Here is a 14,859-nt window from a genome sequence, read left to right as displayed (position 1 = left end):
CCGACTACACCACACTTGCTGCGTCGCGTCAAAGCCGGGTCGTTTGGGCCTCTGGACGTCCAAACGTTTCGGCAACGAAATTTTTCTTTCCCTGCCCTGTGGACAAAAAAAAGCGCGCCGGTTGCCCGACGCGCTTTAATGGTTTCACTTGAGACTATCGCCGAGCGAACTCGGCGACAGACACCAATTACAGCTTGACCTTCACACCGACGTTGTAGAAGCGACCGATGATGCCGGCCAGATCGTAGGTCGGGTTGTAGTTGTTGGCCGCGTAGTTAGCCGGATCGATCGGAGCCTTGCGGTCGAACAGGTTCTGTACCGAACCGGTGATCGAGATGTGATCAGTAATGTCGTAGCTACCGGTCAGATCAAAGTAGGTGAACGAACCGATGCGGCCACTCAGCGGGAGATCGCTCAGCAGATCGAAACCGCTCTGATCCTGCGCATAATTGGCCAGACCACTGACGTAGTACATGGTCAGCGTACCGGTCAGCTTGTCCCAGATCACTGTATTGGCGAAGGACCCGCGCGTGCGCGGCGTGCCGGCGCCCGAGGACAAGGCATACGGACCGTGCGTGCCGACGAACTGCTGGCGCGTACCATCGGGAAGAGTCAGCGCCCAGTTGAAGATCTGGGTGCCGCTCAACTCACTGATGTAATGCCAGTTGTTGCCAAAGTCGAAATGCGCCTGGATATCAAGGTCGAGACCGGTGGTCTTGAGCGAGTTGGCATTGATGTACTCGCCAATCACTTCAGCCGGACGCGCCAGCAAGCCCGGGTTCGCCGGATCGGGCTTATCGCCGATAACCGTGACGCCCGGAATCGTCTGACCCTGATAGTAGGCCGCCAACGCCGAGCCCACATCGGGCGAGGTGATGACGTTCTTCTTCTCGATGTTGTAGTAGTCAAGCGAAGCATTCAGCCAGCTGGTCGGCTGCAACACCACGCCGAGCGTGAAGTTGGTGGCCTTTTCCGGCTTGATGTTCGGATTGGCATTGGTCTGCAGAGCCAGCGAGTAGGGGTTGGTGACGTAAGCACTGCCACCGTATGCCGCCGCTACCGACTTGGGCACCTGATAGGTGGTGAAGCCCTGGCTCGAGCTCGAACCATTCTCGGCGAACGACGGAGCACGCAGGCCCTTCGAGTAGGTACCGCGCAGCGCGAACCAATCCACCGGCTTCCACTTCATGCCGATCTTCGGCGTAAAGCCGTTGCCGATATCGGTGTAATGGTCATAGCGACCCGAAACGTCGACTTCCAACGTCTGGAACAGCGGCGCGTCGAATTCGACGTAAGCACCCGTCACATTACGCGTACCTTGGGTCTGAGCATTGCCCAGGCCAAGGAACTCGAAGTTCGGGTTGAGCGTCGGATCGTCCTGCGCCTCGTGGCGTGCCTGCAGGCCGGCAGCAAAACCGATCGGACCACCGTCGAGCTGACCGAAGGTGCGGTTGACGCCGATATCCAACGAATCGAGGTCGGAGGTCGAAGTCTTCGAGTAGCCCGGAGCGATCGACTTGCGCACTGCCTCGGTATTGAGCGACGGATTGACGAAGTTGTAGCTACCGGTGTTGATCGCGGTGAGCAGACTCTGGTAGTTGATCAAACCAAACTGGTCGGTGTTCAGCCAGGTGTGGTTGATTACGGTGGTGACGTCATAGCCCCAGTCACCCAGGGAGCCATTTACGTTGCCAACGAGGCGGACGTTGTGGTTGTCGTAGTTGTTACCGACCGGAATGTCGCCAAACGCATAATTCAGCAGAGCGTACTGGCCGGCCGCAGCGAACGGATTGTTCGGATTCAACTGGCCGTTGGTGAGTGTCGGTGGCAGCGCGATGTTGTTGGTGTTGTTCGGCGTGCTGACTTCAACCTGCGAAGGGTTGGCACCCGGCGCATTCGTCTTGGTCTCGAAATAGCTGGCCGACAGGTAAGCGCGCGTGGTGTCGTTGAGCTTGACAGTAAAGCGGCCATAGATACCGCCCTGCTCCATCGCATACGTCGCCTGACCGTACTGATTGGCCTGATCCTGCAGGCAGTAGTTGCCCACGGCCGGATCGCTGGCAGCGACGGTATTGCTCGCGCAAGCACGCAGCGGCTGCGACAGCGCGCCCGGAATGGCTTGACCCGAGGTCAGGTCGCCCGGCGTGCCGAGCGTCGCCGGCGTCACCGAGCCGACGGTAGAACCCTGGAAGTTCGCCGGATTGCCAATGCGGTTATCCGGGCCACCAATACGGCTGGTGTCGGATGTGTTGAACGGGAAACCGCGATCACGCAGATAGATCGGGTTGTCCTTCTGGTACTGGATAGCGACGTAGGCGTTGTGGCCGTCCTTATCCAGATCACCGCCACCGAACAGCAGCGTGGCCTTACGGGTCAGGCCGCCACCGTGCTGCGAGGTACCGACGTCGAAGGTGCCTTCGGCGCCCTTGAAGCTAGGCTTCAGGATGACGTTGACCACGCCGGCGATTGCATCGGCGCCGTACAGCGACGAGGCGCCGTCCTTCAGCACTTCGATGCGCTCGACGGCAGCAAGCGGAATGGTGTTCAGGTCGACGAAGCTGCGCTGTCCGTCATCGGACACGGCGTAACTGGCGTTGCGATGACCGTCGATCAGCACCAGGGTCGAGTTCACGGTCAGGCCGCGCAGGGCGACGCCCGACGAACCGGCCGCGAAGCCGGCAGCAAACGCGTTCGGGATCGAGCCGCTGTTGTCGGCCGAGATCGAGCGAACGACGTCGGCGAGGGTGGTCAGGCCGCTGCGCTGAATCTGCTGCGCGGTCAGCACGGTCACCGGAGAGGGCGTTTCCACGTCGATGCGCGGAACGGCCGAGCCGGTCACCGTAATGGTCTGCAACTGCTTGGCCGACTGCTGATCAGCGTTGTCGGAGGTCTGTGCAGACTGTGCGAATGCGGTGCTGGCCACGGGGGCTAGTAAAAGCCCAGCCAGCGCCAAGGCGAGCTTGTTGCGCTTCATGGAAATGTCCTCTCTTTATTTGTAGAGCGATCTGCTCGCCCCTGGGGGCTTGTCCGGCTCTTAATGGGGATTAAGAACAGCTAAACGCCGAACAAGTGCAGCCTGAGTCTTCCACTTTAATGCTCAGCTCACAAGTCCATTACTTTCGACCTAAGTGACTGATGAGCGTAATTAAATTCGAATTCACAAAACCTTCGCGCAACATCTCTCGACGATCGATGTAAAGGTTTGCGCGCACTTGCACCATGAATGACCAAAGCCGCGATGCAGTGTGGAATTAATCACGTGCTAACAGTCGATTGGATCGGTCCAATAATCGCACCGTTTCGCGGCAAAGCATCATTTTTGCTTCACTCAATTCGTAATTATTTACGATTTATTTGTCGATGCTGCGCCGCAACAGTCCTGAACAGATCGTTAGGAGCTGTTTGCCCGGGGTTGAACTCGCCTTTCGGGACGGCTTTCTCTTAACCCCAAGGCAACATTCAGCGCTCAAAGTTCGAGCTGTGCGCCCAACATGAAGCCCCGACTCGGGCCCGGTTCATAGAAGCGCCCATTGCTTTCGTTGACGATCACCGAGCCCGCGTAGCGACGGTTGAGCAAGTTGTCGACCCGTGCGCTCAAATGCAGCTTCGAACTGCCCACGGGCAAGCCATAGCCCACGTCCGCCCCCAGCAGCATGTAGCCCGGCGCCTGGCCGCTATTGATGTCATCGACGGTCACACTCCCTACCCCCGTCACCTCTGCGCCGTAGGTCCACCCCATGTCACCGCCGCGCTCGACGCGCAACGAGCCGTAGTTTTCCGGCACGCCAGGGATACGCGCACCGGCGCGCACCGGCGTATTGGGTATCGTGCAGCCGCTGGTGACGCAGGTCATGAAAGGCGTGCGGAACGTCGCCTGCACATGGGTCATGCCAAGCATCATGCGCCAGCCCTTACCCAGGTCGCCGTGCAGCGACAGCTCCTCGCCCTGACGCCGGCTGCGGCCAATGTTCTGATAGCTGGAGCGACCGCCGACGTTGCGTACCACCGCCAACTCATTGCGCGAATCGGCGCGAAAAACCGCAGCCTCCAGAGCCAGGCCCTGGGTCGCCTGCCACTTCATGCCCAGCTCGCTGTTGCGGCTTTTCGAGGGCTGCAGATTGAAGGCAAGGCCGGAGCCGCCGTCGGCGCGATAACCCAGTTCGTTGAAAGTCGGGGTTTCGAAGCCGCGGCCGAAGCTGGCATAGACACGCAAGTTATCTGCGGGCCGGAACTCCACGCCGCCCACCGGCGTGGTGGCGGTGTAGCGCGCGCTGCCGCTGTCGTCCGGATTGGAGGCCTTGATAAAACGGTCCTGCGAGGTAAAGTGCACCACGCTGTGACGCAAGCCCAGCAGCAACGACCAGCGTTCGGCGACCTGCCAATACACCTGGGCGTATTGATCCAGGTTCCACACCTTGTCGTCTTCATTGCGGCGCAGTGCCCCGGTGACACCCAGGGTATTGCCGACAAAATTGTTGAAACCCTGGCGATGCTGGTCCTGCGCGTCGTAATTGACGCCGAGCACGAACTCCAACGGGCGCCCTGCCAGCTCGCCGCGATGTGTCCAGCGTGTATCGACACCGCCGTAGTTACCGGAAAGATCGACCACGCCACCGGCGCTGAGTGGGTTGATCTGCGCCGACTGAGGAATCGACAGCACCTGCTGCACATCGCGGTTGCCGTAGTAGCCCATGGCGCGCAGCTGATCGTTTTCGCCCAGCGACTGCTCGTAGATGGCGCCGCCCTGTACCTGATGGACGCTCTTGCGCGTGTTGAACTGGTACGCCGATGCAATGGCCTGGCGCGGATCGGCCTCGAACTGCGCCTTGGTCAGGCCGAGCGGATCCTGCGCACTGGGCAGCGACACCGTATTGACCACTAAGGTGAGCTTGCGCCCCGCGCCCAGATCGAAACCCAGCTTGGCATTGCCCGATTCGCGCTCTGCCTTGCTGTGGTCGCGGTAGCCGTTGGTCTGGAAATGCGACACGGCCACGTTGTAGTTCATCGGCCCGTCGATGCCACGGGTCGATGCGCCGACGCGATAGGTATCGTTGCTGCCGCCGAATACGCCGAACCGGGTTTGCGCCGGATCGGTGCCGTCCGCACTCCACATCTGCACCACGCCACCGGACGAGTTGCCATAGAGCGCCGAAAACGGCCCGCGCAGCACGTCGACACGGTCGGCCGAGTCCATGCTGAAATGCGAGACTTGGCCCTGCCCATCGGGCATGGTGCCGGGAATGCCGTCGGAATAAACACGCACACCGCGCACGCCAAAGGTGGAACGCGCACCGAAACCGCGAATCGAGATCTGTTCGTCCTGCGCATAATTCTGCCGGTCACGAGCCAGCACGCCAGGCACCCCGACCAATGCCTCGGACAGATTCACCCCAGGTTTGCCGGCATGACCGGGCGAAACGTCGATCTCGCTGATCGACGCGGGCACATCGAACGGCGGAATTCCCAGGCGTATCGCATTGACCTGCACGGCCGGCAGGGTCGAGGTGGTCACTGGGTCGTCGGCATGCGCATTACCCGCCAACAAGGCGAGCATCCAGACCGAACTGGCCAGACACGGGATGCCCAGGCCGATGCGTCGACTCATCCTGCACTGTCCTTAGGGGAGTGGGTCGCCCGATGTTACCCCCCGAATACCCGGACGTCTCCCCGCTTGGGTCACGGCTCGGAGATAATCCCCCCATGCGCGACCTTGCCCGTTCGATCTTTCGACTTCTCTCGCCGCTTGCCATCGTGGCGAGCCTCGTCATCGTGACGCCAGCTTTTGCCGCACAGGAGAAGAGCAAGAGCGAACAGGCGGACGCGCAGAAAAAACTTGCGGATATCCGCGCCAAGATGGAGGCGCTGGCCAAGGAACAAGCAGACACCGCGTCCAAGCGCGACAGCGCCAATGCCGAGTTGGCCAAGCGTGCCAATGCGGTGGCAAGCGCGGCCCGGGCCGTGCGCGAAACCGATCAGGCGTTGGCCGACAAGCAGAAACAGCTCGATCAGCTCGAACAGCAACGCGCCGAGCTGAAAAAGAACCTGGACAACCAGAAGGCCGCGATCGCCGACCTGTTGCGCGCCACCTACACGTTGGGCCGCGGTTCGGACATGCGCCTGCTGCTGGGCGACCAGGACATCGCACGCATCGCGCAGGCACTGGTCTATTCGCAGTATTTCCAGGAGGACCGGCTCCAGCGCGTGCAGACCTTGATGGGTGACCTGGCCAAGCTGCAGGACCTTGAGGCCTCGATCCAGACCGAGCAGCAGGCATTGAAGGACACCCGTTCGCAACGCGAACAGCAGGCCAAACAATTGCAGCAGCAACGCAGCGAACAGCAGAAACTGGTCGCGCAGACCGATGCGCAATACAAGGACCAGGCGCAAAAGCTCGCGGCGCTCAAGCAGAACGAACAGTCGCTCAACGATCTGGTCGCCAAACTGCAAAAGGCCATCGACGATGCCGCGCGCGAAGCCGAGCGGGCCGCGCGCGCCAACCCGATCGCGCCGACGCCTTCGGGCAAGGGTACGGCCAATATCCGCGGAAACTTGCCGTGGCCGGCCAGCGGCGTGGTCAACACCTACGGCAACGGCGTGCTGATCAAGGCCAATGGCGGCAGCGAAGTGCGCGCGGTCGCGCGCGGTCGCGTCATATACGCGGCCTTTCTACGCGGCTACGGCATGCTGCTGATCCTCAACCACGGCGACGGCATCATGAGCATGTATGGCAACAACGAGACCCTGCTCCGTGGTGTCGGCGATCAGGTCGATGCCGGCCAGGCCGTGGGCACGGCCTCCGCGCCCACCGGCGTGAACACCGGCGTCTATTTCGAGCTAAGGCAGAACAACAAGCCGGTCGACCCGCGCAGCTGGCTGAGCCGGCAGCGCTGATAGACTCGTGATTCGGGTGAATTTCGGCGGCATCATGCGGTCTTTCATCTCACCCTGGGAGCGTATGCTCCTTATTCGGCACCCTTTGTAACCTGGAGTCATCCATGCGGTTTCCTCCCAAAAGCCTGCTTGCCCTGCTGCTCGCGGCGCCCGTGCTCCACGCACAGACCGCCCCCGCCGACAGCGACGGCCCGGCCAAGGCTGCGACAACCGCCGTACCCGATCGCATCGACGTCGACGACGTGCGCATGTTCAGCCGCGTCTACGAAATCGTGCGCCAGGCCTATGTGGAAAAAGTCGATAACAAGACACTGATGAAAGCGGCCATCAGCGGCATGCTCACCGGCCTGGATCCGCACAGCGAATACCTGGACAAGGACGGCCTGGCCGAGCTGAGCGAAGACACCACCGGCCAGTACAGCGGCTTGGGCATCGAAGTACTGCAGGTCGACGGCACGCTGCGCATCGTCGCACCGATCGACGATACGCCGGCGGCCCGTGCCGGTATCAAGCCCGGCGACATCATCGTCAAGATCGACGGCAAGGTGGTCGATTCGGAAAACATCGACGACATGTTCAAGAAGCTTCGCGGCGACCCCGGCAGCAAGGTCGTGCTGACCATTCTCCACGAGAAATCCGATAAGCCCATCGACGTGCCACTGACGCGCGAAAAGATTTCCGTCGCGAGCGTAAAGGTCAAGGAATTGGAGCCCGGCTACGCCTATATCCGCATCAGCCAGTTCCAGGACGACACTGCACCCGACCTCGAAAAGAAGCTCGGCGAGCTGATCAAGAAGAACGGCGCACAAAAAGGCGCCGTACTCGATCTGCGCTCGAACCCGGGCGGCCTGCTCACCGCCGCCGTTGGCGTCAGCGATGATTTCCTCGATTCGGGCACCATCGTCACCACGCGCGGCCGCCTGCAGGATTCCAACCTCAACTTCACCGCGCATCCGGGCGACCTGATCAACGGCGCGCCGATGGTGGTGCTGGTCGACAACGGCACGGCATCGGCCGCCGAAATCGTCTCCGGCGCATTGAAGGACAACCACCGCGCGCTGATCATCGGACGCCGCACATTCGGCAAGGGCGTGGTGCAGACCGTGCTGCCGCTCGATGCCGATCATGCCGTCAAGATCACCACCGCGCGCTACTACACCCCGGCCGGTACATCGATTCAGGCCGAAGGCATCAAACCGGACATCGCCCTGGCCGATCTGGCGGTCAACAAGGCCGACAGTGCTCCGGTACTGATCGGTTCCGAGGCCGACCTGCACAACCACCTGGCCAACGAAAATGCCGATGCCAGCAAGGACATCGACAACGACGGTAGTGCGGAGAACGCCAAGCTGGCGACGGAAGACTATGCCCTGTCGCAAGCGTTGAATGTGTTGAAGGGGCTGTCGCTAAGGAATCCTGCGGCTGGGGCTGTGCCGAGCAAGCATTGAGGGCGGATTTTAGACACCCCCTACCTACTCGTCATCCCGGCGCAGGCCGGGATTCAGTGACTTTGTGATCGGTTATCGCAAGAGCCAACAAACATCGGCTCTATCGCGAAAACCGTAAACCGAAGCCACTGAATCCCGGCCTTCGCCGGGATGACGATGTAAGGAAGGTTGAGGCTAGACCGCGAACACCACGCTCTTACTCACTCCTCACTCCCCTTCACTCACTCTTACGGAGCCGCCTCTTTCGCCGGCACCAACCACCGCACGGCCAATATCCCCAGCTCGTACAACAGGCACATCGGCACGGCCAGCATGATCATCGAGGCGATGTCCGGTGGTGTGATGAAGGCCGCGATCGCGAACGCACCCACCACTGCGTAGCGGCGCGCACCCTTGAGTTTCTCGATATCCACCAGGCCGATCGCGGCCAGGATCACTACCGCCACCGGCACTTCGAAGCAGAAACCGAAGGCGAAGAACATCAGCATCACGAAATCGAGGTAGTGCGTGATGTCCGTCATCATCTCCACACCGGCGGGGGTCACCGCGGTGAGGAAGCGGAAGGCGGCGGGCAGGACCAGGAAATAGGCGAACGCGCAGCCGAGATAGAACAGGAACAACGCCGCCACCAGCAAGGGGCGCGCAAGACGCTTTTCATGCTTGTAGAGACCGGGGCTGACGAATGCCCACAGCTGATACAGGATCATCGGCATGCAGATGAACAGCGCCGTATAGAAGGCCAGCTTCAGCGGCGTCACGAACGGACTGGCGACCTCGGTGGCGATCAGGTGCGCGCCTTGCGGGAGCCGCGCAACCAGGGGCGCGGCCAGCTCCGAATACAGGTGATTGGCGAACGGCACCAGCGCCAGCAGTACCAGCAATACGGTCACGACCGCCTTGAGCAGGCGCGAGCGAAGCTCGATCAGGTGCGAGAACAGGCCTTCTTGCAGACCTTCCAGTTCCGGCCCGGGTAGCTCAGGTGCTGCCATGCGGGGAGTCCTTGCCCGGCTCGATGCCGGTATGGGTTTCACTGGGCGTCTCGTGGGTCACCGATGCCACGGGCTCGCTGGCCGGTTTCTCTTCGACAGGCGCCTTGGGGGGAATCTCCGCGCCGATGTCGCGCACCTTCTTCAAGGTGGCATCGAGTTCGGCCTGTGCGGCTTCCGCCTTCGCGGCGGCCTCGCGCGCCTGGCGCTTGATTTCCTCGACCTGCAGCTCGCGCTCGACCTCGGCGCGTACGCTGTCCCAGCCCGCACGCACACGGCGCAACAGCGTGCCTGCCGTACGCGCCGCGTGAGGGAGTTTTTCCGGTCCAAGCACGATCAGCGCGACAAGCGCGAGCAGCACCAGCTTGCCGAAGCTGATCTCGATCATAAGACTGCGATCCGCTTTACTTGGTGTCGGACGTGTCGCGTTCGCGCTGGGTCTGCGTGGTCTCGACCGGCGGGTCGGCCTTCAGGCGCTCTTCGGCAGCCTTGGCCTTGGCGGCTTCGTCGCCATCCAGGCCCTTTTTGAAATCGCGTACGGCGCCACCGAGATCCGAACCGATATTGCGCAACTTGCTGGTGCCAAACAGCAGCACGACGACGACCAACAGAATGATGAGATGCCAAATGCTCATGAAAGATGACCTTGGAAAACGGAATCAATCCGGAAAACGTATCGCCCCAGGATGAGGCTGCTGGGGCGCCCGGTCTTTCCGATTCAGCGCTGAGTGTACTCCTCCAGGCGGTCGCGGAAATCGACGACCGGGCCGGGAACGTTGGTTACGCCGCCTTCGAAAATGCGCCTGGGAGTGACACCCGAGCCATAAATGGACGCATTGGCATCATAGTCGATACGCAGTGCCGAGCCATCCAGCGCCACACCCGCGAACAGGCCGCGCGAGCGCGAGTAGGAGTAGATCTCGGCCTTGAGCTGGCTGTCGGTCGCGGCGGTGGCGGTGCGACCCACCGGACCGGCCGCTGCCGAAGCATCGGCGCCGAGGGTAAATTTGCCGTTGACGATCGAATCCACGCCGCGCTGGGTGCGGAACACGAGGATCACGTCGGTCGAGGACACGCCCGCCTGGAAGCCGATGCTGCCGCCGGTCAACGTGACGAAACTGGGATTGGACCAGGTGCCGTCAGGGCTCTTGACCGAAATCAGGCCCTCACCCCGTCGGCCGCCAAAGATCAAGCCCGCCTTGACCATGTCCGGGATGACGGCGATGGCGTGCGCTTCCTTGAGCAGATCGGTAGGAATCGACTTGTCCGGCGCCTCCATGATCTCGCGCATCACGCGCACGGCGTTCTCGGCGCGCTTGAGCGGCGGGTCTTCGGCGTGGACGGCGAGCGCGGGCAACATCAGCAGTACGAGGAACAAGCAGCGGCGCAGCGATGTGAACGACATGGGGGACTCCTTACGTTGAATCGAATCTCTGTCAGCCGACCCGGCGCGCGCTGCGACAACCTTGCCACGCGGCGGACGGGGCGGCTTATGGCAGACTCGTTGCCCTGACTCGATAGTCACGGCGACGCGATGCCTTTAACCAATGACTATACCGGCCTGGCCGGTTATTCCCATGACCGGCCGATGAAGGCTGGCGTACTACTCGTGAACCTTGGCACACCCGAGGCACCTACGGCTAAAGCCGTACGTCCCTATCTCGCTGAGTTTCTTGGCGATCCTCGTGTCATCGAATACCCGCGCTGGCTCTGGAAGCTGATCCTGCACGGCGTCATTCTGCGTATTCGACCGGCACGCTCGGCACATGCGTACGCACGCATCTGGACGCCGGAAGGCTCTCCGTTGCGTACCGGCAGCGAGGCCGTGGCCAGAGGTTTGCAGCAGCGATTGGCGGCCTTGCGGCCCGGGCCGGTCGCAGTCGGGCTGGCCATGCGTTATGGCCAACCCTCGGTCGCCGCGCAGATCGAGCGACTGCAAGGCGAAGGCGTGCGTCGCCTGCTGGTGCTGCCGATGTATCCGCAATACTCGGCGACCTCGACCGGATCGGTGCTCGACGCCGTAGCCGACAGCCTGAAAAAACTTCGCTGGCCACCGGAGCTGCGCATCGTCAACGACTATCACGACGATCCCGCGCATATCGAAGCGCTGGCGCAAAGCATCGAGCACTGGTGGGCGACGAACGGCCGCGGCGACAAGCTGCTGCTTTCCTTCCACGGCATTCCCGAGCGCTATGTGCACGCAGGCGACCCCTACTACTGCCAGTGCCAGGCGACGGCACGATTGCTGCGCGAGCGCCTCAAGCTCGATGCCTCACAACTGGTGGTGAGCTTCCAGTCGCGCGTGGGACGCGAGCGCTGGCTGCATCCGTACACCGATGCCACCGTGCGCGAACTGGCAGGTGCCGGCATCAGGAAGCTCGACGTCGTCTGCCCGGGTTTCGCCGTCGACTGCCTGGAAACCCTGGAAGAAATCGCCATGCAGAACCGCGATTTCTTCGTCGAAGCCGGTGGCAGCGAACTGCGCTACATCCCGTGCCTCAACGACAGCGCCGCGCAGATCGACAGCATGGCGCAGCTAGTGCTCAAGCACACCCAGGGCTGGGAGGAGTTTTCTCCGGACTACGATGCGCACGCGGCAGCACAACGCCAGCGGGCCGCACGCGAGCAGGCCGAGCGTGCACGCGCCGGTTGAACGATCCATCGCCCTGCCGCACCTGACCCTGCATGCGCAGGTCTGGGGCAGCGATACCTTGCCGCCGCTACTGGCCTTGCACGGCTGGCTGGACAACGCCGCCAGTTTCGCCACGCTCGCGCCCTTGCTGGCCGATCGCTGGCAGGTGATCGCGCTGGACCTGCCCGGTCACGGCCACAGCGATCATCTGCCCGAAGGCGCGTTCTATCACTTCGTCGACTATGTGCGTTGCGTACTTGCCGCCGTCGATGCGCTGGGCCTGACGCGCTACAGCCTGCTCGGTCATTCGATGGGGGCCGGCATCGCTTCGCTGGTCGCGGCCGCAGCGCCCGCGTCGATCGAGCGACTGGCCTTGATCGAAGGACTGGGTCCGATTGGAGATGACGGCTCGCATACCCTGCAACGCTTTCGCGACGCGCTGGCGCTCGCTCCGACAAAGAGCAGCCGTGGGCTGCGCGTATTTCGCGACATCGAACAGGCTGCCAGCGCCCGCGCCATTGCCAGCGGGCTGAGCGCCGAACTCGCCCGCCCGATCATCGAGCGCGGCCTGTTCGAGATTACCGACGGATGGCATTGGCGCAGCGATCCACGGCTGAATCGAACCACGCCGCTGCGCCTGGCCGAGACGCAGATCATGGCGCTGCTGCGTGGCATCGAAGCACCGGCGGCGCTGCTGCTTTCGGCACCGCATACGCCTTACCTGCCACCCGCGCAGATGTCCGCGCGCGCGGCTTGCGTCGGCGATATCGCGGTGACGCATATGGAGGGCGGGCATCACCTGCATCTGGAATACCCCGCTGCGGTTGCGGAATGGCTGACCGGGCATTTGACCAACGCGCCACCCTGAATGACCTCAGTCTTTCATCGTCGCCCCGGCGAAAGCCGGGGCCCAGCGTCTTCAGCACGCTGAAACGTAAGGCACTGGGTCCCGGCTTTCGCCGGGACGACGGATAGGAAAGGTTGTTAGAGGCTTCCTGAAGTCGCTTCCACAAAACATTTGCAACTAAGGCTTACTCAAACCGAGCACATCGAACCCCTGCTCGAAGGTGACATCGACCGGAATCTTCGCCTGCTCCAGCCGCTTTAGATCACCGGCAAGCTGCGCATCGACACTGCCCATCGTATCGGTCAACTGCTTGGCCGCTGCATAGTCACCATCACCCTGGATGGTCAGCAACTTGGCCGACAACGCATTCATCGCCGCGGTCATCTTGTCGAAATCGACGCGGTAACGGCCGGTTTTATCGTCGCGTGAGAACGCGCCCTGCTGCTTGAAGAAATTGAAGCGCACCATGTTCGCCTTGGCATGCGCATCGCTGGCACCAAAACGCACCGAGCGTAGGATGCCGGCCAGAAAGGTCACGTAGTTATCCATCAGCTTGGCCTTGTCCAGCTCGCCCTTGTCGGCCAGCTTGGTCACCATATACAAGCCAAGAATATCCGCCTTGCCTTCCTCGAAACTCGATGCCTGGTCCTTCAGGGCCGTGCGCACCATGCCCTTGCCATCCACGGTCTGCTTGATACCCAGACCATGAGCGACCTCATGGAACATCGTGTTCTCGAAGAAAGCGTCGAAGGTGAGGTGCGCCTGCTGATCATCGGCAATCAGCGCCTTGGCGATAGGCAACATGATGGTGTCGAACTTCGCCCGCATCACATTTTCCAGCTGCAGGCGACGCGTGCCCTTCTTCAGTTGCACTTCTTCGTCGTTGGGCAGGTTGATCGCGATCGTCTTGGCGCCGACATTTGCGTTGCCCGCGTAATACACCGCGAAATATGCATTGAGATCGGCATCGGAGCCCGGCTTCTCCTGCTTGTACTTCGCATCCACCGGTAATTGCGTCTGCAGCTCGGGCAGGTACTTGGCGAACCGCGCCAGCTTCGCGCTCCATGCCTGGTCTTTGACCAGTACGTAGCTCTCGAAGCTCGCCTTATAACCGAACAATTGGTCTTCGTAGGTTTCGATCGGGCCGATCACGATATCGACCGGATTGTTCTTCATCGACATCCAGGCGAAGTCGCTGGGCTGATAGTTGTCGTCCAGCAAGGCATCGGCGCGCATCTTCAGATACTTCGCAAAATCCTTGTCATCGGACAGCTTGGACGCATCGCGTAACAAACCAGCAGCCTTCTGCAGGTCAGCTTGATAGGCCAGGTGATAAGGCACCGTCACCAGCTGATTCTGCGCATCGCGACGCAGCACGGTATAGAGCGACGCCTTGTCCTTCAGCGGCGACTTCTCGAACTCGTCCTTGGTCATATCGGCCGGATAGAACTGCGCGCCCGGCGGGCGAGCACCGACACCGGCGACAAAAGGCTGGTCGTTGTTCAACCGATCCCAGGGACCGTAGTTGATCTCGGCATATTGCCTGGTGGAGGCGTCCCCAATGCGCTGCATCAACGCAGCCTTGTCGCCCCAGCCTTGCTGCCAGTAGATGCTGTTGGTGACATCAGCCGCTTCGATCAACAGGGCGATCATCTGCTTCTGCTTGGCGTCAAATGCGGAAAGATCGGCCGAAAGCTTGACGCTCGCGTAGCTGGCCAGACCTTTCTGCGCCAGGTCGGCATCGGTGGATGCTTCCGGCTGTGCAGCCGCCGTGGTGGCTGGCGCTGGTGTCGTCGATGCGGCTGGCGGCGTGGATGTTTGTTGCTGCGACGGACCACAAGCCGAAAGAGCAGCGATCAGGCTGACGACGAGAAGGCGACGGTACATAGGGCGTTTCCTGTTGAGCGAGGAAACATGGTAACTCGCTTGCTGGGAGTGGAGCCCCCTCACCCCAGCCCTCTCCCCCGGCGAAGCCAGGGGAGAGGGGGCACACTGAGGCAAGTTTGAACCTTGCGCGCTTTTAGCTCCCTCTCCCCTGGCTTCGCCGGGGGAGAG

General features: G+C 61.7%; 11 protein-coding genes. 4 read left to right on the top strand and 7 right to left on the bottom strand.

What is annotated here, in order from left to right; translation table 11 throughout:
• Positions 1–187: 187 nt before the first annotated feature.
• Both ACZ6WW_RS13645 and ACZ6WW_RS13640 read right to left on the bottom strand, forming a co-directional pair.
• Complete coding sequence (locus ACZ6WW_RS13645; RefSeq protein ID WP_281851579.1) at positions 188–2,974, bottom strand: TonB-dependent receptor plug domain-containing protein; 2,787 nt, start codon at positions 2,972–2,974, stop codon at positions 188–190.
• A 492-nt stretch (positions 2,975–3,466) separates the two neighbouring features.
• Positions 3,467–5,605 carry a TonB-dependent receptor family protein gene (locus tag ACZ6WW_RS13640; protein WP_465274684.1) on the bottom strand — a complete coding sequence of 713 codons (2,139 nt, stop codon included), beginning with the start codon at positions 5,603–5,605 and terminating at the stop codon, positions 3,467–3,469.
• Between the two features lie 95 nt (positions 5,606–5,700).
• Between ACZ6WW_RS13640 and ACZ6WW_RS13635 the strand changes: the two genes are divergently transcribed.
• Both ACZ6WW_RS13635 and ACZ6WW_RS13630 read left to right on the top strand, forming a co-directional pair.
• On the top strand, positions 5,701–6,891 hold the full coding sequence (locus ACZ6WW_RS13635; RefSeq protein WP_465274683.1) for a murein hydrolase activator EnvC family protein: 1,191 nt from the start codon (positions 5,701–5,703) through the stop codon (positions 6,889–6,891).
• Positions 6,892–6,995: 104 nt separating this feature from the next.
• On the top strand, positions 6,996–8,339 hold the full coding sequence (locus tag ACZ6WW_RS13630) for a S41 family peptidase (protein ID WP_465274682.1): 1,344 nt from the start codon (positions 6,996–6,998) through the stop codon (positions 8,337–8,339).
• Positions 8,340–8,566: 227 nt separating this feature from the next.
• Here ACZ6WW_RS13630 and tatC read toward each other — a convergent pair whose 3' ends face one another.
• From tatC to ACZ6WW_RS13610, 4 genes are all read right to left on the bottom strand, one after another.
• Positions 8,567–9,328 (bottom strand): twin-arginine translocase subunit TatC, encoded by a 762-nt coding sequence (gene tatC / locus ACZ6WW_RS13625; protein WP_465274681.1) that lies wholly within the window; start codon positions 9,326–9,328, stop codon positions 8,567–8,569.
• Positions 9,315–9,713, bottom strand: a complete 399-nt coding sequence (gene tatB / locus ACZ6WW_RS13620) for a Sec-independent protein translocase protein TatB (protein WP_281851574.1) — start codon at positions 9,711–9,713, stop codon at positions 9,315–9,317. The genes tatC and tatB overlap by 14 nt, the downstream gene beginning before the upstream one ends.
• 16 nt (positions 9,714–9,729) lie before the next feature.
• Positions 9,730–9,960: a Sec-independent protein translocase subunit TatA gene (gene tatA, locus ACZ6WW_RS13615; protein WP_281851573.1), complete on the bottom strand. Its 231-nt coding sequence runs from the start codon at positions 9,958–9,960 to the stop codon at positions 9,730–9,732.
• A gap of 83 nt (positions 9,961–10,043) precedes the next feature.
• Positions 10,044–10,730: a lipid-binding SYLF domain-containing protein gene (locus ACZ6WW_RS13610; protein WP_465274680.1), complete on the bottom strand. Its 687-nt coding sequence runs from the start codon at positions 10,728–10,730 to the stop codon at positions 10,044–10,046.
• Positions 10,731–10,859: 129 nt separating this feature from the next.
• Between ACZ6WW_RS13610 and hemH the strand changes: the two genes are divergently transcribed.
• Positions 10,860–11,978, top strand: coding sequence for a ferrochelatase (hemH, locus tag ACZ6WW_RS13605; protein ID WP_465274679.1), 1,119 nt, complete (start codon positions 10,860–10,862; stop codon positions 11,976–11,978).
• Complete coding sequence (locus tag ACZ6WW_RS13600; RefSeq protein WP_465274678.1) at positions 11,911–12,825, top strand: alpha/beta fold hydrolase; 915 nt, start codon at positions 11,911–11,913, stop codon at positions 12,823–12,825. The genes hemH and ACZ6WW_RS13600 overlap by 68 nt, the downstream gene beginning before the upstream one ends.
• A gap of 156 nt (positions 12,826–12,981) precedes the next feature.
• Here ACZ6WW_RS13600 and ACZ6WW_RS13595 read toward each other — a convergent pair whose 3' ends face one another.
• Positions 12,982–14,691 (bottom strand): dipeptidyl-peptidase 3 family protein, encoded by a 1,710-nt coding sequence (locus ACZ6WW_RS13595; protein ID WP_465274677.1) that lies wholly within the window; start codon positions 14,689–14,691, stop codon positions 12,982–12,984.
• Positions 14,692–14,859: the final 168 nt, after the last annotated feature.

The organism is Dyella sp. NPDC103356, assembly GCF_055584465.1.
Note: the sequence above shows the minus strand (reverse complement) of the source record. Positions and strands in the feature narration are given on the sequence as shown.